This is a genomic window from Rathayibacter sp. AY1E3, from assembly GCF_002932235.1.
Lineage (GTDB): Bacteria > Actinomycetota > Actinomycetes > Actinomycetales > Microbacteriaceae > Rathayibacter.
On the sequence record NZ_PSVN01000002.1, the window covers coordinates 230,959 to 250,798 of the forward strand.

The window sequence follows — 19,840 nt, forward strand, 5'->3', positions numbered from 1 at the left end:
GGTAGGATTCCCTCCGTGTCGAGTACGAGTCGCAAGAAGAAGTCCTCCAGCGGCCGCCCCGGGGGCAGCCCGCGAGCGGTCGTCGTGAAGCCCGCCGGTCCCCGCGAGTGGATCGCCGGCGCCCGCCTCCGCACCCTCCCGCTGGCCGTCGCCCCCGTGCTCATCGGCACCGGAGCGACCCAGGTCGTCGACGAGGGCTGGCACTGGGTGCGCGCCCTGCTCTGCCTGGCCGTCTCGCTCGCCCTGCAGATCGCCGTCAACTACGCCAACGACTACTCCGACGGCGTGCGCGGCACCGACGCCAACCGCGTCGGACCCTCGCGGCTGACCGGCTCCGGAGCGGCGAAGCCCCGCCAGGTGCTCACCGTCGCCCTGGTCTTCTTCGGGATCGCGGCCGTCGCCGGCCTCGTGCTCACCGCCCTCTCGGGGCAGTGGTGGTTCCTGATCGTCGGCGCGGCGGCGATCGCGGCCGGCTGGTTCTACACCGGCGGACGCCGCCCCTACGGCTACCTCGGGCTCGGCGAGCTCTTCGTCTTCGTGTTCTTCGGCCTGGTCGCCACCGTCGGCACCACGTTCGTGCAGATCGGCCGCACCAACCAGGAGTCGTGGCTCGGCGCCGTGGCGGCGGGCCTGTTCGCCTGCGCCGTGCTCATGGTCAACAACATCCGCGACATCCCGACCGACCGCCTCTCGGGCAAGCGGACCCTCGCGGTCCTCGCGGGACCGGCCGTGTCCCGGGCGATCTACACGGGCTTCGTGCTGATCCCGTTCGGCATCGCGGTGATCCTCGCGCTGTTCTACCCGCTGGCATGGCTGACGCTCTTCGTGCTTCTGATGATCCTGCCGGCCATCCTGATCACCCTGACGGCGAAGACGGCGAAGGAGCTCATCCTGGCGCTGCAGCTGACCAGCCTGGGCGGGCTCGCCTACGCGGTCATCCTCGGGGCGGCGCTGGCGTTCTAGAGCGGCGGCTCGCACGAGGCGGGCTCGGGTGGGCCGGATTCGGGTGAGAATGGCTGTTGCGTGCCGGGCCTGGTGCGAGCGGGGTCAGCGCGTCCGAGGGGAGCCCTCCCCGGCGGGAGCGCCCGGCTCAGCGGTCGTCGCGGGTCGCGTCGACCGCGGCGTCCTCGACGTCGTCGTCGGTCGGGGCGCGCGGGACGTCCTTGCGGCGCTCGTAGATCGCCTCCGCGATGCGCTCGCGGGGCTTCCTCAGCAGGATGTAGGAGAGGGACAGGCTCGCGATCGCGGCGACGAAGCCCGCGGTGACCGCGGCCGTCAGCTCCGAGTCGACGAAGGTGCGCGCCGGCAGGTACACCAGCACGAAGACGCCGGCGAACATCGCCAGGCGCAGGAGCGAGTAGACGACGACCGCGCGGCTCAGTTTCACCGGGACAGTGTACGTCGGCCCCTGCACGCGCTTCCGTGAGCACCGTGGGAGCCTCCTGTCCAGCGTCCGTGCGGACCCTCCCCGACGGGGGTGCCGGACGTAGACTCGTGTCCATGATCCGCCTCGTCATCGGCCTGCTCGTGGCCCTCGCCGTCTTCACGGTCTACACCGTGATCGACGTCGCGATGAGCAACCGTCACGCCGTGCGCGCGATCCCGAAGTGGTCCTGGCTCCTGGTGGTGGTGATCCTCCCGGTCATCGGTGCGGGACTGTGGTTCTGGATCGGCCGCCCCCGAAAGCAGCGCGCCGCCGGCCGCCGCTACACCGCTCCGGACGACGACCCCGACTTCCTCGGCACCCTCCGCATCGAGCGCGACCCCGAGGAGGAACGCCTGCAGGCCGAGCGCATCGCCCAGCTCGAGCGCGACCTCGCCGACATGGACGAGCAGGGCGAGGCCGACGGCCCCGGCCGCCGGGATGCCTGAGCACCGGCCGGTCGCCCCCTCCACCCGATTCGCGGTCGACCTCCTCACCCGCTTCGTCGCGCTCGGCGTCCGCGACGTCGTCGTCGCTCCGGGCTCCCGCTCGCAGGCGCTCGCCCTGGTGGCGGCCGAGCTCGAGACCCGCGGCGACGTCCGGCTGCACGTGCGGATCGATGAGCGCTCCGCTGGGTTCCTGGCGCTGGGCCTCGCCCTCGAATCCGGGATGCCGGCGCTCGTCATCACGACCTCCGGCACGGCGACCGCGAACCTGCACCCGGCCGTGCTCGAGGCGGACGCCTCGGACGTGCCGATGATCGTCCTGACCGCCGACCGGCCCGACGAGCTGCGCGGCATCCGATCGAACCAGACGGCCGAGCAGCGCGAGCTGTACGGGCGTGCCGTGCGGCTGTTCGAGGACGTCGCTGCTCCGGACGACGCCTCCCGGCCCGAGGACGCGCGTGCGCTCGCCGATCGTGCCGTCACCGCGGCGCGCCGCGGGCCGGTCCACCTGAACCTCTCCTTCCGCGACCCGCTCTCCTCCGCTCTCCCCGACATGGAGGGGATCGAACCGGTCTCGTCGCCCGCCGTCGGATCCGGGATCCCGCGTGCCGTCCTGACCGCCGGTCCCGGTGAGCCGCTCACGGTCGTCATCGCCGGGGACAAGGCGGGCGCCGCGGCCGAGGAGATCGCTCGCGCCGGCGACTGGCCGCTGCTGGCCGAGGTCTCCTCCGGCGCCCGCTTCGGACCGCAGCTCGTCGTCGCCTGGCGTCGCCTGCTCGGCGAGCCCGACTTCGGCGGACGCATCCGCCGGGCGATCGTGCTCGGACACCCGACGCTCTCCCGCGAGGTCCCCGAGCTGCTGCGGCGCGAGGACGTCGAGGTGATCGTCGTGGACGCCGTGCGCGAGCAGTTCTACAACCCCGGCCAGCGTGCCCGCCGCGTCGGAGGCGTCGACGTGGTCCGGCCCGTGGGGTCGCCGCGTCCTGAGCGCGGCGAGCGCGCCTGGGCCGGATCCTGGGTGTCCGCGAGCCGCGCCCTGACGGTCGACCCCGACGAGCTGGACGAGGTCCCCGACGCCGGGTCGATGTCGGTCGAGGACCGCCGCGGCTACGCGCGCAACGCCCTCGCCGCGATCAGGGCACCGCTCACCCGCGACTTCGTCGTCGCCGCGGTCTGGAAGGTCACCTGGCCGCACGACCGGCTGCTGTTCGGAGCGTCGCGGCTGATCCGCGTCGCCGACGGGACCCTGCCGGGCAAGCGGATATCCGTCCTGGCGAACCGCGGCCTCGCCGGCATCGACGGCACGATCTCGACGGCTCTCGGGATCGCGGTGGCTTCGCAGGCGACCGAGCAGGGAGCCGGCGGAGTCACCCGGGCGGTCCTCGGCGATCTCACTCTGCTCCACGAGGCCGGCGGCCTCCTCCTCCCGCCCGGAGAGCGACGCCCGCGCGTGCAGCTCGTCGTCGTGAACGACGGGGGCGGCACGATCTTCGACGGACTCGAGGTCGCGTCGAGCTCGCATCCCGATGCGTTCGACCGCGTGCAGTTCACCCCGCAGAACGCCGATCTGGAGGCTCTCGCGCACGCCTACGGGTGGGGCCACCGTCGTGCGGCGACGCGCGGCGAGCTGGAGCAGGCGCTGACCTCGCCGGGCGACGGGCCGGGCATCGTGGAGATCCGGCTCGAGCGCTGAGTCCGCACGGGTCCGGTCGGTCGGTCCTCCACAGGTCGTCGTCGGACGCTGTTCTCCCGGGGACGCCTCGTTCGAGCTCCGCAGCTCGTCTGCTGCTGCTTCGCTGGAGGCATGGCTGATGCGGAGACCGTGCGAGGAGAGGTCCTCGCCCTCGGCGACCGGGCGGCGGCGCTCGCGAGGAGCGCCTCCCCGGTGCTCCTGTCCGCGGCGGAGGCGCTGCACGCGGGACACTGCGCGGCGCTGACCTGTCCCGACGCGTTCGCCCGAGGCTCCTCGGCGGACAGCGAGGATGCGACGGACCTCGTCGAACGGTCGATCCGAGCGGAGTTCGCCGTCGCCCTCGGGGTCTCCGAGCGCACCGCCGCCAGGGAGCTGCTGCACGCCTCGCTCCTGATGGAGGAGCTGCCGCGGACCCGCTCCGCGCTCGCCGACGCCAGAATGCGCTGGGAGGCCGGCCAGCTCATCTGCTCCGTCGCGGCGACCCTCCCGGCAGCGGCGCGCGCGGCCTACGACGACCGGGCCGTCGACCTCGCGGAGACGCTGACCCCGGGGCAGCTGCGCCACGCCCTCGCGCGGGTGCGGGAGGAGCTGCACGACGAGCCCCTCGCCGAGCGGCACGCTCGCGCCCGCGAGGACCGCCGGGTGTGGATGACAGCCGGGATCGACGGCATGGCGACGGTCTGCGCGCACGTCCCCGCGCCCGAGGCCGTCGGAGCGCTCGCCCGGCTCGACCGCATCGCGAGGGATCTGCGGGACGGCGCCGAAGGGGACCGCGATCTGCGGACGCTGGCGCAGCTCCGCGCCGACGCGTGGGCCGACCTGCTCTGCCACGGGGACGTGGCGGGGACCACTCCGGAGGGAGCCGCGGCGCCCTCGATCGGGCTGCGGGCCGAGGTGAGAGTCACCGTGGCGGCGAGCACCGCCGCGGGTGACGACGAGGCGGCCGCCGAGCTCGACGGCTACGGGCCGATCCCCGCCGAGGCGGTGCGAGCGCTCATCGACGACGCCGCCGCCTTCACTCCCGTGCTGACCGACGAGGAGACCGGCGCGGTCGTCTCCGTCGGGCGCCGCCACCGCCTCCCGCCGCCGAGGATGAGGCTGCTGGTCCGCCTCCGCGACCAGACGTGCCGCTTCCCGGGCTGCACCCGGCCGGCGTCCTCGACGGAGACCGACCACAGCGTCGAATGGCGGAACGGGGGAGAGACGACTCCCGACAACCTCGCCTCCCTATGCGTCGCCCACCACCACGTGCGCCACGGCGACCGCTGGACGTATCTGCTCCATCCGGACGGCACAGCGGACTGGACCACACCGACCGGCCGTCGCGTGACGACCCGGCCGCCGGCGCTGCCCGGGCGTCCGCCGGTGGGCGCAGGACGACGGCCGGGTGCTCCCCGGCTCGAGAGCGACCCGGCGGGGTAGCCGACGGCTTCAGCGACTCCCGACGTGCGTCATGCCAGCGCGTCGGTGATCGGGCGGAACTTCATGCGGGTCTCGGCGAGCTCGGACTCGGGAACGCTGTCGGCCACGATGCCGGCGCCCGCCCAGGCCGTGACCGCGCCCTCGGCCGTGACCTCGGCGCTGCGGAGTCCGACGGCCCACTCGCCGTCGCCGTTGCCGTCGATCCAGCCGACGGGTCCTGCGTACCGACCGCGGTCGAAGGGCTCCAGGTGCTCGATGAGCGCAAGGGCGTCGGCGGTCGGAGTGCCGGCCACTGCCGCGGTCGGGTGAAGAGCATCGACGAGATCGAGCGCGCTGGAGGAGTCGCCCAGAATTCCTCGCACGTCCGTCGCGAGGTGCCAGAGATTCGGCAGGCGGAGCGTGAACGGGGCGGCGCCCGCCGTCAGCTCCCGTGTGTGGGGCTCGAGTTCCCGGACCAGACTGGCGAGAGCGAAAGCGTGCTCCGAGCGGTCCTTCGGACTCTCGAGCAGAGCGGCCTCCACGTCCGCGTCGGCGAGGGGATCCTCGCCTCGTGCGGCCGTGCCGGCCAACACCCTCGCCGAGATCTCGCCCCGATCGACCGCGACCAGCGTCTCCGGACTGGCGCCGAGGAATCCGTCCACGGCGAAGCCCCAGCAGTCCGGGTACCGCTCGGTGAGCGCACCCAGCATCCGACGCAGGTCCGCCCCCGGCGGGAGCCGCCCCTGCAGATCGCGCGCGATCACGACCTTGGACAGCTCACCCGCCCGGATCGTCTCCACCGCGGCAGCGACCGCCGCGCGGTACCCGTCCGGCGGCAGCGCACCGGGCGAGAGCGGCACGTGGTACTCCGCCCCCAGCGGCTCCTCGCTCGGCGTATACGGTCTCTCCGCCTCGCCGATCGTGATCCGCGTCAGCCATGACCGGCCGTCGCGCGTCCCGATCACGGTGCGCGGCACGATCAGCACACTCGCCGCCTCGGATCGGCTCGAGAAAGCGAAGGTCCCGAACGCGACCAGCCCCGTCCCGGGCAGTCCGACCCGGTCCTCCACCGTCGCCGCGTCGCAGAGCCGACGCCAGGCCGCCGCGGCATCCCGCAGCCGTTCCGGGCCCGAGAACTCGAGGCGCAGGGCCTCGCCGCGTCCGCTGAGGCCGGCGCCGTCGCGCTGCCAGAGGAGGGGCCGCCTCGGGTCGGAGTGGGAGAGGAGCGACGGCGGAGAGTCCAGTGGAGTCGTCTCCGCACGCAGCAGGGGGGTTCCAGCGCCGATGAGCGTCACCTCAGCAGGGTACGCCCGCGCCAGAAGGTGGGACGTCCCATGCCGCGGGGCTCGGGGCGCAGGGCTCCGTTGCTACCGTGATCCGGTCCGGGGCCGCCGCGCGAGGCGGAGCGGGGCGGTCCCGGCGCTTCCCCAGGGGGGAGCGCGCCGACCGGGCGCGGGACGGCGGATGCACAGCCGCCGTCCCGCGTCTCGCCGTAGACTTGCGGATCGTGACGAAGGCAGACCTCACCAAACGGCCCGACGAGGTCGCCTCGATGTTCGACACCGTGGCTCCCGCCTACGACCTGGTGAACGGACTCCTCTCGGTGGGGAACGACCGGCTCTGGCGGATCGCGACGACTCGCGCCGTCAACCCTGCTCCCGGTGAGCGCATCCTCGACATCGCGGCCGGCACCGGAACGTCGAGCGCGTCGCTGGCGCGGTCGGGCGCCCAGGTCGTCGCAGCCGACTTCTCCCCGGGGATGATCGCCGTCGGCCGTCGCCGTCAGGCGGGCAACGACCGGATCGAGTTCGTCCAGGCCGACGCGATGGACCTCCCGTTCGAGGACGAGTCGTTCGACGCCGTGACCATCTCCTTCGGTCTGCGCAACGTGGCCGAGCCGAGGACGGCGCTCGCCGAGTTCCTGCGTGTGCTGAAGCCCGGCGGCCGGGTCGTGATCTGCGAGTTCTCGACTCCGCCGATCGCTCCGCTGGCCGCCGCGTACGACTTCTACCTGTCGACGGTCATGCCCGCCGTCGTGCGCCTCGCGTCGTCGAACAATCCTGCGTACGACTATCTCGGCGATTCCATCCGGGCCTGGCCGGAGCAGAGCGTCGTCGCCGCCTGGCTCCGCGCGGCGGGCTTCGAGCGCGTGGCCTACCGCGATCTGACCGCTGGCATCGTGGCGCTGCACCGCGGCGTCAAGCCGATCGCGGCGACCCGATGACGACCGGGGTCCGCACAGGCCGAGACGTTAGGGTTTCCCTGTGAACGCCACTGCGCCCGTCGCCCGTCGCAGCCCGTCTCTGACGGCGCAGCTCGGCCTCTCCGAGCGCATCTTCTCCTCCTCGTCGGACCGCGCTCTCGCCCGCACGATCGACGCGGGTCTGGAGCAGGTCGAGGAGGGTCTCGTCCGGCAGCTGTCCTTCGCGGACGCCGTGGCCGACGTCTCCACCCGGTACCTCCTCGAGGCGGGCGGCAAGCGCGTGCGCCCGATGCTCACCCTCCTGGCCGCGTCGCTGGGCCGCGGCAACACGCCGCAGGTCCTGCTCGGTGCGCAGGCGATCGAGATCACGCATCTCGCATCGCTCTACCACGACGACGTCATGGACGAGGCGGAGAAGCGCCGCGGCGTCCCGTCGGCGCAGACCGTGTGGGGCAACAACGTGGCCATCCTGACGGGCGATCTGCTCTTCGCCCGCGCGAACCAGCTGATGGTCGAGCTCGGCGACAAGGCGATCCGGCTCCAGGCCGACACGTTCGAGCGGCTCGTCCTCGGGCAGCTGCACGAGACGGTCGGCCCGACCGACGGCGAGGACCCGGTCGAGCACTACCTGTCCGTCCTGGCCGACAAGACCGGGTCCCTGATCGCCGCGGCGGGCCGCACGGGAGTCGCGTTCTCGGAGGCTCCGGAGGAGTACGAGGAGGCCATGCGCGTCTTCGGCGAGAAGATCGGCGTCGCCTTCCAGATCGTCGACGACGTCATCGACCTCTCTCCCCAGCCGGAGGAGACCGGCAAGAACCCCGGCACGGACATCCGCGCCGGCGTGTCGACGCTGCCGATCCTGCGCCTGCGCGAGCGCGCCTCCTCCGATAGGGAGGCCGCGGCTCTCCTCGCCCGCATCGAGAGCTATGTGAGCCGCTCGAACGACGCCATCGCGCACACGGAGGAGCAGAGCGCCGACATCTCGGACGCCATCGCTCAGCTGCGCGATCACGACGTCACCGCGCAGACCCTCGCCGAGGCCCACCGGTGGGCCGACGAGGCCGTCGCCGCCCTCGCTCCGCTGCCCGACGGCTCCGTCCGCAAGGCGCTGACGCGCTTCGCCGACACCGTCGTCGAGCGCAACGGCTGACCCCGATCGTCGCGGCGCGCCCTGCGCCGCAGGAATGAGACCGGTTGTGCGCTGCGGCGCCCCGGCAGGAGGAACGCAATGACCAAGCTCAGGCTGGCCATCGTCGGCGCGGGTCCCGCGGGCATCTACGCCGCCGACCTCATGATCAAGGCCGAGAAGAAGTACGACGTCTCGATCGATCTGTTCGAGCACCTGCCCGCGCCCTACGGCCTGGTCCGCTACGGCGTCGCGCCCGATCACCCGCGCATCAAGGGGATCATCACCGCGCTGCGGGAGGTGCTCGACCGGGGCGACATCCGCATCTTCGGCAACGTGCACTTCGGGACCGACATCACGCTCGAGGATCTCAAGCGGCACTACCACGCCGTGATCTTCGCGACCGGCGCCGTTCGGGACGCTCCGCTCGACGTCCCGGGTGTCGAGCTCGAGGGCTCCTACGGTGCGGCCGACTTCGTCAGCTGGTTCGACGGCCACCCCGATGTGTCGCGCACCTGGCCGCTGGAGGCGTCCTCCGTCGCTGTCATCGGCAACGGCAACGTCGCGCTCGACGTCTCGCGGATGCTGGCGAAGCACGCCGAGGACCTCCTGCCCACCGAGGTCCCGCCGAACGTCTACGAGGGGCTGAAGGCGTCTCCTGTCACCGACGTCCACGTCTTCGGGCGGCGCGGTCCCGCTCAGGTGAAGTTCACGCCGCTGGAGCTGCGCGAGCTGGGCGAGCTGCGCGACGTCGACATGATCGTCGCCGACGAGGACTTCGACCTCGATCCCGCTTCGGAGGCCGCCATCGCGACCAACAAGCAGGTCATGGTCATCAACCGGGTGCTCAACCAGTGGCGCACCCGCGAGGTCGGGAGCGCCTCGCGTCGTCTCCACCTGCACTTCTGGGCGAAGCCGCTCGAGTTCGTGGACGACGGATCGGGTCGGGTCGGCGCGATCCGGTACGAGCGCACCGAGCCGGACGGCGAGGGCGGAGTGCGCGGCACGGGTGAGATCCGCGAGGTCCCCGTGCAGGCCGTGTACCGCGCGGTCGGCTACTTCGGCTCGCCGCTCGACGGCCTCCCGTTCGACGAGATGCGCGGCGTGATCCCGAACCGCGAGGGCCAGGTCCTGGACGACGAGGACCAGCAGGTCCACGGCGTCTACGCGACCGGCTGGATCAAGCGCGGACCGGTGGGCCTCATCGGGCACACCAAGTCCGACGCCATGGAGACCGTCGCGCACGTGCTCAACGACCAGGCGTCCTGGTGGACGCCCGAGCACCCCGAGGAGGCGGCCGTGGTCGCCCTGCTCGAGGAGCGGGACATCGCCTACACGGATCTCGACGGCTGGCACCGGCTGGACGAGCACGAGATGGCGCTCGGCGAGCCCGAGGGCCGTGCGCGCGTGAAGGTCGTTCCCCGCGAGGACATGATCGCGATCTCGCGGGCGGAGCCGGTCGCGCTCTGACGCGTGCTCTCCGAACGGCCCTCCGGTGCACTCCGGGAGGCCGTTCGTCGTTCCGGCGCGGACGCCGCGCACCTCCTCTAGGATTCGGGCACCGCTCTGGACGGAGACAGCATGACCACGGCCGCGCCCCACGACGTCATCCGGGTGCGCGGTGCGCGCCAGAACAACCTCCGGGGGATCGACGTCGACATCCCGAAGCGGAGGATCACCGTGTTCACCGGGGTCTCGGGCTCCGGCAAGTCGTCGCTCGTCTTCGGCACCATCGCGGCCGAGTCCCAGCGCCTCATCAACGAGACCTACTCCGCCTTCGTGCAGCAGTTCATGGGGTCGCCGGCTCGCCCGGACGTGGAGTCGCTCGACGGACTGTCGGCCACGATCGTCGTCGATCAGGAGCGGATGGGGTCGAACGGCCGGTCCACGGTCGGCACGGCGACCGACGCGTACACGATGCTGCGGATCCTCTTCAGCCGGATCGGCGACCCGCACGCGGGCACGAGCGGTGCGTTCTCCTTCAACCTGCCGGAGGGGATGTGCCCGCGGTGCGAGGGGACGGGCCGGGTGTCGAGCATCGACCTCGACGCGCTGATCGACCGCTCGAAGTCGCTCGAGGGCGGCGCTCTCGACGCGATCCCCAACTTCGTCGTCGGCGGCTGGTACTGGAAGGGCCTCGCTGAGTCGGGCCTCTATCCGGCCGATGTGCCGATCGCCGATTTCACGCCCGAGCAGATGGACGCGTTCCTCCACCGTCCGGCCACGAAGATGGCCATCGCCGGGATGACGATGACCTACGAGGGCCTCCTGGTGAAGGTCACCCGCCTCTACCTGGCCAAGGAGGCGGCGCAGCCGCACATCCGCGCCTTCGCCGAGCGGGTGGCCACCTTCGCCGCCTGTCCCGAGTGCGGAGGCGGCCGGCTCACCCGGGCGGCGCTGGAGTCGCGCATCGGGGGCCGGAACATCGCCGAGTGCGCCGCGCTGCAGGCGACCGACCTCGCCGCGTGGCTCCGCGGACTGCAGGCGCCGTCCGTCGCTCCGATCGTCGAGACCCTCCTCGGGACGCTCGACGCCCTCGTCCAGGTCGGCCTCGGCTACCTGTCGCTCGATCGGGAGTCGGGCACCCTCTCGGGCGGTGAGGCGCAGCGGGTCAAGATGGTGCGGCATCTGGGGTCGAGCCTCACGGACGTCACCTACGTCTTCGACGAGCCGACGGCGGGTCTGCATCCGCACGACGTCTCGCGGATGATCGAGCTGCTGCGCCGCCTGCGGGGCAAGGGCAACACCGTCCTGGTGGTCGAGCACAAGCCGGAGATCATCGAGATCGCCGATCACGTGGTCGACCTCGGTCCGAGGGCCGGCGCGCACGGCGGCGAGCTGCGGTTCGAGGGGACGGTGGCGCAGCTGCGCACGTCGGACACCCTGACGGGCCGTCATCTCGGTCACCGCGTCCCGCTGAAGGAGGCCGTGCGCCGTCCGACCGGGGCGGTGGAGATCCGCGGGGCCTCCACGCACAACCTCCACGGCGTCGACGTGGACGTCCCGCTGGGCGTGCTGACCGTCGTCACCGGAGTCGCCGGCTCGGGCAAGTCGTCGCTTCTGCACGGCTCGCTCGCGGGTCGGCCGGGCGTGGTGGTGGCCGACCAGTCGCCGATCCGCGGCTCGCGGCGCAGCAATCCGGCGACCTACACCGGGGTCCTCGACGCGATCCGGGCGGCCTTCGCGAAGGCGAACGGTGTGAGACCGGCGCTCTTCAGCGCGAACTCGGCAGGCGCCTGCCCCGTCTGCAAGGGGGCCGGGATGATCTTCACCGAGCTGGGCCCCGCCGCGACGGTCTCGTCGGTCTGCGAGGAGTGCGACGGCAAGCGGTTCACCGCTGAGGTGCTCGAGTACCGCCTGCGCGGGAGGAACATCCACGAGGTGCTCTCGATGCCGATCGTCGACGCCGCGGAGTTCTTCGCGAGCGGACCGGCGCACACGGTGCTCGCCCGTCTCGTCGACGTCGCTCTCGGCTACCTCACGCTCGGACAGCCGTTGAACACGCTGTCCGGGGGCGAGCGCCAGCGCCTCAAGCTCGCGATCAACATGGCCTCGTCCGGATCCGTCTACCTGCTCGACGAGCCGACCACGGGCCTGCACCTCGCGGACGTCGACACACTGCTCGGACTGCTCGACCGGCTGGTCGACTCCGGGAACTCGGTCGTGGTGATCGAGCACCACCGCGCCCTGATGGCGCACGCGGACTGGATCATCGACGTGGGGCCCGGAGCCGGGCACGACGGAGGGACGATCGTCTTCGAGGGGACTCCGGTCGGGCTCGCGGCGGCGGACACGCTGACCGGACGCGCCCTCGCCGAGTACGCGCGCTGAGGCGCACGGAGCCGCGACGTCCGCGGGTCAGCGCGAGAACGGGCCGGACAGGGCCGCCCACTGCAGGAGCATGATCGTCTTCGCGTCGACGATCTGCACGCCGATCTGGGTCAGCGCCTCGTCGAACGAGAGCTCGAGGACCTCGATGTCCTCGCCCTCGTCGGCGAGTCCCGCGAATGCTCCGCTGCGGGTGCCCGCACGGTAGCGCCCGGCGTAGAAGTGCAGCTTCTCGGTGACCGAGCCGGGGCTCATGAACGCGTCGAAGACGTGCTCGAGCCGGCCGACCTCGAGTCCGGTCTCCTCGGACGCCTCGCGGCGGGCGCCCTCCTCGGGCCCGTCCTCGTCCAGGAGACCGGCGGGCACTTCGAGGAGCATCCCGTCGAGGTCGCCGTTCACGTACGCGGGGTAGCGGAACTGCCGGATCAGGACGACGGTGCGCGCGTCGGCGTCGTAGAGCAGGACCGCCGCGCCGTTCCCCCGGTCGTACGTCTCGCGCTGCTCGCTCGTCCAGCTGCCGTCGCGGTGCAGGTAGTCGAAGCGGGTGGTGCGGAGGACGTACCCGTCGCTCGAGAGGAGGGTGACCTCCTTCACGACCACGTCGGGGTTCCCGACGAGGTCGAGGCCCTCCCGGTCGAGTCCGGTGCGGCCCCGCCGGTCGGGCTCGTCGATGCCGGCGGTCACGCGCGTGCTCCCGTGTGCGTCATTCCTCAGCGGAAGTTGACGAACTGGAGGTCGAGCTCGAGGTCGGCCCCGCGCAGGAGCGCCATGGTCGCCTGGAGGTCGTCGCGGCTCTTCGAGGAGACGCGGAGCTCGTCGCCCTGGATCTGCGACTTGACCGACTTCGGCGCCTCGTCGCGGATGATCTTGTTGATCTTCTTCGCGTGCTCCTGGTCGATGCCCTCCTTGAGGGTGGCCTCGATCCGGTACTCCTTGCCGGACGCGAAGGGCTCGCCCGCATCGAGGCTCTTGAGGCTGATGCCGCGCTTGATCAGCTTCGACTGGAAGACGTCGAGGATGGCGTTCGCCCGCTCCTCGGTGTTGGCCTTGATCAGGATCTTCTCGCCGCTCCAGGCGATCGAGGCGCCGACGTTCTTGAAGTCGTAGCGCTGCTCGACCTCCTTGTGGGCCTGGTTCAGGGCGTTGTCCGCCTCCATCTTGTCGATCTTGCTGACGACGTCGAACGTTGAATCTGCCATGGCTCCGAGTTTAGCTTTCAGGCGTGGCGGAGCCCGGCCCCAGGCGCGGCTGGTACCTCTGAGGGGTGCGCCGCCTCCCCGTTCTCGTCCTCGTCCCGCTCGCCGGCCTCCTCCTGGCCGGCTGCGGCCAGCGGCCGCCCGCGCTGACGGTCGAGGAGGGCCTGTCCACCGTCCCTCCCGCGGCGACCGCTCCCGTCGCGGCGGACCCCGTCGTATTGGCGGATCCCGAGCAGGCCGCGGCGACGCCGGTGCGACTGCTCGCCGACGAGGCGTGGCTGGGCACGGCGTCCGAGGGGAGCGGCATCCCGCTGCGTGCGCTCACCGCCTACGCGGGCACGGCCCTCCTCACGGCGTCGGTCGACCCCGACTGCCGGTTGGACTGGGCGACCCTGGCCGGCATCGGCTATGTCGAGAGCAGGCACGGCACGATCGACGGCGGCGAGCTGGGCGAGGACGGGCGGCCGACGGAGCCGATCTACGGTCCGCGCCTGGACGGAACGCGCTTCGACCGGGTCCCCGACAACGACGGCGGGGCTCTGGACGGCGACGCCGAGGTCGATCGGGCGATGGGTCCGCTGCAGATCATCCCGGCGACGTGGATGGCGTGGGCGTCGAGCGGATGGGATCCGCAGAACGTGGACCAGCAGGCGGTGACCGCCGCCCGGTACCTCTGCGACGCCGGCGGCGACCTCTCGACGGAGTCGGGATGGCGGGCGGCGATCGCGGCCTACAACCCGGCCGGGAGCTACGCGGGGAAGGTCGCGGAGGCGGCGTCCCGCTACGCGGCGGAGGCGGACTGAGGCCTCGCGGCACCGATTTCCGATCCGCCGGTCGCGTGGGTATCCTTGCTGAGTGCCTCCGGTTGTGAACACGCGGTCGGGTGCGCCACGGCGAGTTACCCTAGCGGCCAAAGGGATCTGACTGTAAATCAGACGGCGTAGCCTTCGGGGGTTCGAATCCCTCACTCGCCACCGAGCAGGAACACCCAGCAGACGCCCCGGCATCACGAGATGCGCGGGGCGTTCCGCATGTCGGGGGATCGCCGTTCCGGAGGAGTGCCTTTCCGGGGGAGCACCGGTCCGGCGGATCGCCGGGCCCGGCGTCTTCGTCCCGTCGCACCTGGCGCGCCGTCGGCCCGGCCCGCGCCGTCGCCTCAGCCCCGCGCCTCCTGCTCCAGGAACGCTGCGAGAGAGAGCGGCGGCCGTCCGGTCAGCCGCTCGACGTCGCCCGAGACGTGCTCCAGCTGTCCGGCGGCGATCGCGGAGTAGGTGCTGACCCAGGCGTCCAGCTGCCAGTCCGGTGCGTTCCAGCGGCGGCGTGACGCGTACGCCTCCTCGAGGGTCTCGTCGACGTACACGGCGGTGCGGCCCGCCGCCGTCAGTGTCGCGGCGACCTCGTCGAGGGTGAGGGCCTCGGGCCCGGTCAGCTCGTAGGCGGCTCCGCGGTGCTCGGAGGGGGAGCGGAGGACCGCGGCGGCGGCGCGGGCCACGTCCTCGCGCGCGACGACGGCGGCACGGCCCGATCCCGCGGGTCCGCGGATCGCGCCGTCGTCGCCGAGCATCGCGGGCAGGAAGTCGAGGTAGAGGTTGTCGCGGAGGAACGTCCAGCCCATGCCGGAGCGGCGGATCGCGTCCTCGGTGGCCGCGTGGTCTCGGGCGAGGGTGAAGACCGCGTCGGGTGCGGCTCCGGCGAAGGAGGTGTAGACGACGTGCTCGACACCCGCGGCGGCGGCTGCGTCGACGAACGCGAGGTGCTCGGCGCGGCGCTCCTCGTTCTCGGAGGCGGAGACCATCAGGAGGAGGCGCACGCCCTCGAGCGAGTCGCCCGCGTCGGCGAAGGAGGAGCGCACCACCTCGGCCCCGGGGAGCTCGGGCGCGCGGGACGGGTCGCGGACCCGCAGGCGGAGGGCGTGACCGGCGTCGGCGAGCTCGCGCGCGACGCGACCGCCCAAGGCTCCGGTGGCTCCCGTGAGGGCGATAGGGGTGCTCATCCCCCCATGATGGGCCCGATCCCTAGGCTGGGGCCATGAGCGACAACGCCCCCCTCCTCGCCATCGCCCGCTCGATCGCCGTCGAGGCGGCGCACCTCGCCCGCCAGCGGCGGCAGGACGGTGTCGAGATCGCCGCGTCGAAGTCGTCCCCGGAGGACGTGGTGACGGCCGCGGACCGGGAGGTCGAGGAGCTGATCCGCAGGCGCCTGGCCGAGGCGCGTCCGGACGACGGCTTCCTCGGCGAGGAGTCGGGGTCGGGGGGCGGCACGAGCGGGCTGACCTGGGTCGTCGATCCGATCGACGGGACCGTCAACTACCTCTACGGCATCCCCTCCTACGCGGTCAGCATCGCTGTGGTGGAGGGGGAGCCGGATCCCGCGACCTGGACCGCGCTCGCCGGCGCGGTCGTGAACGGAGCGACGGGCGAGGTGACCACGGCAAGCCGAGGCGGGGGAGCCGAGCGGGACGGAGTCGCGCTGCAGGTCTCGGCTCCCTCCTCCCTCTCGCTCGCGCTGGTCGGCACCGGCTTCGGCTACGACGCGGGCCGCCGGATGCGTCAGGGCGCCGTGGTGCAGGAGCTCCTGGGCTCGGTCCGCGACATCCGCCGCATCGGCTCGGCGGCGCTCGACCTGTGCTCGGTGGCCACCGGGCAGCTGAACGCGTACTACGAGCGGGGCCTGAACCCGTGGGACCTCGCTGCGGGCGCCCTCATCGCCGAGGAGGCGGGTGCGCGGGTCGCGGGACTCGACGGCGCACCCTTCGGCTCCGGGCTGCTCATCGCGGCACCGGATCCTCTCTTCGCCGAGCTGGAGGATCTGCTGCGCCGCCTGCGCGCGGACGAGGTGTAACCGCTCTCCCAGGCCGAGCCGACACGGATTCCGTGCGCCGAGAGGCGGATCGGCGCAGGATCCCGCCGGGGCTCGCCGCGCGTCGTGCCCCGATCGCGCCTGTGCGCGGCGGCCTCTGGCCGGATCCCGCCGGCCGTGGTTATCCTTTATGAATTCGTGATGTTCGCACAGGCTGCGCTCACGGAGCCGAGCGGTGCCTCTCCCTGGAGGCCCGCTCGTCCCCTGCCCCCGACGGAAGACATCGATTTCGTGAGCCCCGATTCGCCCGCCCCCGCTGCCCCTGCATCGACCCCCGGCGAATCGACTCCACCCCTCTCCCGTCGCGAGCTCCGCGAGCGCGAGCGCGCTCTGGCCCTCGCCTCCGACGTCTCGCTGGCGAGCGGCTCCGACGACCTCCTCGCGGCTCCCACGGCGGAGCAGCTGCGCGAGGCGGAGCGCCGCGTCGCCTCGGTCCGCAGCGCCCCGGCGCCCGTCCCCGCTCCGCGCGCGACGCCGCTCCGGCCCGTGCGCCGGGCCCGGGTCGGCGGACTCGTCGCCCTCTCCTTCGTCGCGGCCATCGTGGCGGCGACCTCTCTGCCGGCCACATCTCTCCTGACCGCGGAGGACGTGCAGGCGCAGAGCCTCTCGACCCCCTTCGGCGCCGACGCCCGCCGCGGCGCGCAGTCGTTCGTCGCCGGCGAGGTCAGCGCCGAGACGGTCGCCCGCGACGGGTTCGGCGTGCAGGAGCGCAAGACGCAGACCAACGTCGCCGACATCGTCCGCACCTCCGACACCGGCTTCACGAACGACCCGAACGCGTCCATCCAGTGGCCCTTCGCCGTCGGCGTGCCGGTGGGCGACCGCTTCGGCTACCGCAACTGCGCGGGCTGCTCGGTGAACCACGGCGGCACCGACTTCAACCCGGGCGACGGCTCGCCCATCCAGGCGATCGCCGACGGCGTCGTGCGCACGGTCATCGACGGCGAGGGCTCGCTCGGCGTGCACGTGATCGTCGACCACGAGATCGACGGGCAGCTCGTCTCGAGCGTGTACGCGCACATGCAGCACGGCTCGGCGGCCGTCTCCGAGGGCGACCCGGTGAAGGTCGGTCAGCTCCTCGGCCTGGTGGGCACGACCGGCATGTCGACCGGCCCGCACCTGCACTTCGAGATCCGCCTCGACGGCGTGACGAAGGTCGACTCCTACCTCTGGCTCAAGGCCAACGCCGGGCGCTGACCCGGCGGCGGGACGCGGGATCCGCCGGGCGGACCCCGCGGCCCGCTACTCCGCGTGCAGCCAGACCGTGGTGTCGGCGGGCAGCGCCGGCTCGTGCAGCTCCTCCGAGGACAGCACCACGGAGCCGACGGGCAGCTCGACCGGAGCCTCGCCGAGGTTCGCGATCACCGTGACGGCTCCGTTGCGGAACGCCACGACGTCCTCCGGGTAGCCCTCGAGCCATTCGACGGCGCCGGAGCCCAGGTCCTCGGCGCGGCGCACCGCGAGCAGGGACCGGTACAGCTCGAGCGTCGAGCCCGCGACACCGCGCTGGCGGTCGCGCGCGAGCGGCGCCCAGTCGCCGGGCTGCGGCAGCCAGGAGTCGCCGGTGCCGCTGAAGCCGTACGCGGGTGCGTCCGCCTCCCACGGGATCGGCACCCGGCAACCGTCACGGCCGTAGCGCTCGCCGCCCGTGCGGAACCAGGTCGGGTCCTGACGCGCCGAGTCCGGCAGGTCGATCGCCTCGGGGAGCCCGAGCTCCTCGCCCTGGTAGACGTAGGCGGAGCCGGGGAGCGCGAGCATGAGCGCGGTCGCGGCACGAGCGCGGCGCAGCCCCAGGACGGGGTCGGGGAGTCCGGGCGTGCGCGGGCCGATGCCGTAGCCCTGCGGGTTGTCGGACGTCAGGGCCAGGCGGCTCGCGTGGCGCACGACGTCGTGGTTCGACAGCACCCACGTCGACGGGGCGCCGACGGCGGCGAAGGCCTCGACGGAGGAGTCGATGATGTCGCGGAGGGCGGGTGCGCTCCACGGGGTCTCGAGGTAGGCGAAGTTGAAGGCCTGGTGCATCTCGTCGGGGCGGACCCAGCGGGCGAGCTTGGAGAGCGGCTGCACCCACGCCTCGGCGCAGAGCACGCGGTCGTCCGGGTACTCGGCGAGCAGGGAGTGCCAGTCGCGGTAGATCTCGTGGACGCCGTCCTGCGCCCAGTAGGGGGCGGTGGCGGGCTCCTCGCCGTCGGCGGGAGCGACTCCGCCCATCGACCCGCTGTCGGCGGGCGGAGTGTAGTCGGGCAGCCCCTCGGCCTTGATCATCCCGTGCGCGACGTCGACGCGGAAGCCGTCGACGCCGCGGTCGAGCCAGAAGCGGAGGACCTCCCGGAAGCGCTCGCGCACCCACTCGTTCGTCCAGTCGAAGTCGGGCTGCGAGGTGTCGAAGAGGTGCAGGTACCACTGGCCGGCCGAGCCGTCGGGCTCCATGACGCGGGTCCACGCGGGGCCGCCGAAGACCGACTCCCAGTTGTTCGGGGGCAGCTCGCCCGACTCGCCCCGGCCGTCGCGGAACAGGTAGCGCGCCCGCTCGGCGCTGCCCGCGGGAGCGGCGAGCGCCTCCTGGAACCAGCGGTGGGCGCTGGAGGAGTGGTTGGGGACGAGGTCGACGATGATGCGGATGCCCAGGGCGTGAGCGCGGGCGAGCATCGCGTCGAAGTCGGCGAGGGTGCCGAAGAGCGGATCGACGTCGCAGTAGTCGGCGACGTCGTAGCCCGCGTCCTTCTGCGGCGAGGTCATGAAGGGCGAGAGCCAGATCGCGTCGACGCCGAGCTCGGCGAGGCTCTCGAGGCGCGAGGCGATGCCGGGCAGGTCGCCGATGCCGTCGCCGTCCGCGTCCGCGAAGGAGCGCGGGTAGATCTGGTAGATGACGGCGGTGCGCCACCACTCGGCTCCCCGGCGGTGCTCGGCCTCGGAGTCGGGGCCGGGGGAGTTCTCGGGCGCGCCGGAGGTAGCGGAGTCCAGGGTCATGAGGTCCAGTTTATCGGGCGGCTCGTGGGCGCCGGGGGCACGCCCCCCGCCGTCCCGTACAGTCGACGGGTGATCGAAGAGACGCCGGACGAGGCCCGAGCCCGACGCCGACGGGCGCTGCTGTGGGTGGTGCCGCTGCTGGTGCTGCTGGTCGGCGGCCTGGTCGCCGTCACCCTCGCGATCGGCGGATTCGCGCTGCGCAGCATGACCGGCGCCTCCGCCGTGCAGCTCGTCCTGGTCGCCTAGGCGGTCGCGGCCGGGCCGTCCTCGTCCTCGGGCGGGGGCGCGGAGGAGGTGCGCGCCCGCTCCTCGGACGCGTGCGCGGTCTCGGGCCCGGTCGCGCGGGCCTGCTCGTCGGCGCGGGTGACCGCCTCCGCGAGCTCGTCGGCGACGAGGTACCCGGGAGAGACGGCCTCGGCCCGGTAGGCCGCCCGGCCGACCATGTGCGCCGAGACGGGCACGGTCAGCAGCTGGAAGCCGATCACCAGCACGATGGTCCCCGCGGCGGCGAAGCCGGGGTTCCGGATGGCCACCGCGAGCATCACGCAGATCAGTCCGAGCACCTGCGGCTTCGTGCCCGCGTGCATCCGGGAGAGCAGGTCGTCGAACCGCATCAAGCCGATTGCGGCCAGCAGCGAGAGCAGGGCGCCGACCAGCAGCAGCACAGCGGTGAGCACGTCGAAGAACAGGTCCAT

19 protein-coding genes and 1 tRNA gene are annotated in these 19,840 nt (G+C 72.6%); 13 read left to right on the forward strand and 7 right to left on the reverse strand.

Going from position 1 to position 19,840, the window contains the following annotated elements:
* Positions 1-15 precede the first annotated feature (15 nt).
* Complete coding sequence (locus C5C53_RS02560; RefSeq protein WP_374953116.1) at positions 16-963, forward strand: 1,4-dihydroxy-2-naphthoate polyprenyltransferase; 948 nt, start codon at positions 16-18, stop codon at positions 961-963.
* 127 nt (positions 964-1,090) lie between these two features.
* Here C5C53_RS02560 and C5C53_RS02565 read toward each other — a convergent pair whose 3' ends face one another.
* Positions 1,091-1,387, reverse strand: coding sequence for a DUF4229 domain-containing protein (locus tag C5C53_RS02565; RefSeq protein WP_104239140.1), 297 nt, complete (start codon positions 1,385-1,387; stop codon positions 1,091-1,093).
* A 113-nt stretch (positions 1,388-1,500) separates the two neighbouring features.
* Here C5C53_RS02565 and C5C53_RS02570 point away from each other — a divergent pair, with 113 nt between their 5' ends.
* The 3 genes from C5C53_RS02570 (at position 1,501) to C5C53_RS02580 (ending at position 4,984) form a co-directional block, all read left to right on the forward strand.
* Positions 1,501-1,872, forward strand: a complete 372-nt coding sequence (locus tag C5C53_RS02570; protein ID WP_104266783.1) for a PLD nuclease N-terminal domain-containing protein — start codon at positions 1,501-1,503, stop codon at positions 1,870-1,872.
* Positions 1,865-3,562 (forward strand): 2-succinyl-5-enolpyruvyl-6-hydroxy-3-cyclohexene-1-carboxylic-acid synthase, encoded by a 1,698-nt coding sequence (gene menD / locus C5C53_RS02575; RefSeq protein ID WP_104266737.1) that lies wholly within the window; start codon positions 1,865-1,867, stop codon positions 3,560-3,562. Before C5C53_RS02570 ends, menD begins: the two co-directional genes overlap by 8 nt.
* Positions 3,563-3,673: 111 nt before the next feature.
* Positions 3,674-4,984 (forward strand): HNH endonuclease signature motif containing protein, encoded by a 1,311-nt coding sequence (locus C5C53_RS02580; RefSeq protein WP_104266738.1) that lies wholly within the window; start codon positions 3,674-3,676, stop codon positions 4,982-4,984.
* 29 nt (positions 4,985-5,013) lie between these two features.
* Here the strand turns inward: C5C53_RS02580 and C5C53_RS02585 are convergent, their stop codons facing one another.
* Positions 5,014-6,258 (reverse strand): isochorismate synthase MenF, encoded by a 1,245-nt coding sequence (locus C5C53_RS02585; protein ID WP_374954330.1) that lies wholly within the window; start codon positions 6,256-6,258, stop codon positions 5,014-5,016.
* Positions 6,259-6,470: 212 nt separating this feature from the next.
* Here C5C53_RS02585 and ubiE point away from each other — a divergent pair, with 212 nt between their 5' ends.
* The 4 genes from ubiE (at position 6,471) to C5C53_RS02605 (ending at position 12,123) form a co-directional block, all read left to right on the forward strand.
* The gene (ubiE, locus tag C5C53_RS02590; protein WP_104226060.1) at positions 6,471-7,187 is read left to right on the forward strand and encodes a bifunctional demethylmenaquinone methyltransferase/2-methoxy-6-polyprenyl-1,4-benzoquinol methylase UbiE; all 717 of its coding nucleotides are present in this window, start codon (positions 6,471-6,473) and stop codon (positions 7,185-7,187) included.
* Between the two features lie 40 nt (positions 7,188-7,227).
* On the forward strand, positions 7,228-8,316 hold the full coding sequence (locus tag C5C53_RS02595; RefSeq protein ID WP_104249782.1) for a polyprenyl synthetase family protein: 1,089 nt from the start codon (positions 7,228-7,230) through the stop codon (positions 8,314-8,316).
* A gap of 78 nt (positions 8,317-8,394) precedes the next feature.
* The gene (locus C5C53_RS02600) at positions 8,395-9,762 is read left to right on the forward strand and encodes an FAD-dependent oxidoreductase (protein ID WP_104266739.1); all 1,368 of its coding nucleotides are present in this window, start codon (positions 8,395-8,397) and stop codon (positions 9,760-9,762) included.
* Between the two features lie 111 nt (positions 9,763-9,873).
* Entirely contained in the window at positions 9,874-12,123 is a 2,250-nt protein-coding gene (locus tag C5C53_RS02605) for an excinuclease ABC subunit UvrA (protein ID WP_104266740.1), read from the forward strand.
* A 27-nt stretch (positions 12,124-12,150) separates the two neighbouring features.
* On the opposite strand, the gene C5C53_RS02610 is transcribed toward C5C53_RS02605, so the two are convergent.
* On the reverse strand, positions 12,151-12,804 hold the full coding sequence (locus C5C53_RS02610) for an NUDIX domain-containing protein (protein WP_104266741.1): 654 nt from the start codon (positions 12,802-12,804) through the stop codon (positions 12,151-12,153).
* 26 nt (positions 12,805-12,830) lie between these two features.
* A complete protein-coding gene (locus tag C5C53_RS02615; protein WP_104266742.1) occupies positions 12,831-13,319 on the reverse strand; it encodes a YajQ family cyclic di-GMP-binding protein in 489 nt (162 codons plus the stop codon).
* A gap of 65 nt (positions 13,320-13,384) precedes the next feature.
* Here C5C53_RS02615 and C5C53_RS02620 point away from each other — a divergent pair, with 65 nt between their 5' ends.
* Together C5C53_RS02620 and C5C53_RS02625 are read left to right on the forward strand one after the other, a co-directional pair.
* Positions 13,385-14,119: a hypothetical protein gene (locus tag C5C53_RS02620; protein ID WP_104266743.1), complete on the forward strand. Its 735-nt coding sequence runs from the start codon at positions 13,385-13,387 to the stop codon at positions 14,117-14,119.
* A gap of 89 nt (positions 14,120-14,208) precedes the next feature.
* Positions 14,209-14,290, forward strand: a tRNA-Tyr gene (locus tag C5C53_RS02625).
* A gap of 182 nt (positions 14,291-14,472) precedes the next feature.
* Here C5C53_RS02625 and C5C53_RS02630 read toward each other — a convergent pair.
* Positions 14,473-15,309, reverse strand: a complete 837-nt coding sequence (locus C5C53_RS02630; protein ID WP_104266744.1) for an SDR family oxidoreductase — start codon at positions 15,307-15,309, stop codon at positions 14,473-14,475.
* Between the two features lie 35 nt (positions 15,310-15,344).
* On the opposite strand from C5C53_RS02630, the gene C5C53_RS02635 reads away from it, so the two are divergent.
* Positions 15,345-16,157 (forward strand): inositol monophosphatase family protein, encoded by an 813-nt coding sequence (locus C5C53_RS02635; protein ID WP_104223609.1) that lies wholly within the window; start codon positions 15,345-15,347, stop codon positions 16,155-16,157.
* 249 nt (positions 16,158-16,406) lie between these two features.
* Positions 16,407-17,372, forward strand: a complete 966-nt coding sequence (locus tag C5C53_RS02640) for a M23 family metallopeptidase (protein ID WP_104266745.1) — start codon at positions 16,407-16,409, stop codon at positions 17,370-17,372.
* Positions 17,373-17,417: 45 nt separating this feature from the next.
* Here C5C53_RS02640 and C5C53_RS02645 read toward each other — a convergent pair whose 3' ends face one another.
* Positions 17,418-19,145: a glycoside hydrolase family 13 protein gene (locus tag C5C53_RS02645; protein ID WP_104266746.1), complete on the reverse strand. Its 1,728-nt coding sequence runs from the start codon at positions 19,143-19,145 to the stop codon at positions 17,418-17,420.
* Between the two features lie 69 nt (positions 19,146-19,214).
* Between C5C53_RS02645 and C5C53_RS17015 the strand changes: the two genes are divergently transcribed.
* Positions 19,215-19,391: a hypothetical protein gene (locus tag C5C53_RS17015; RefSeq protein WP_181067860.1), complete on the forward strand. Its 177-nt coding sequence runs from the start codon at positions 19,215-19,217 to the stop codon at positions 19,389-19,391.
* On the opposite strand, the gene mnhG is transcribed toward C5C53_RS17015, so the two are convergent.
* A complete protein-coding gene (gene mnhG, locus C5C53_RS02650; RefSeq protein WP_244229587.1) occupies positions 19,388-19,840 on the reverse strand; it encodes a monovalent cation/H(+) antiporter subunit G in 453 nt (150 codons plus the stop codon). The genes C5C53_RS17015 and mnhG overlap by 4 nt on opposite strands.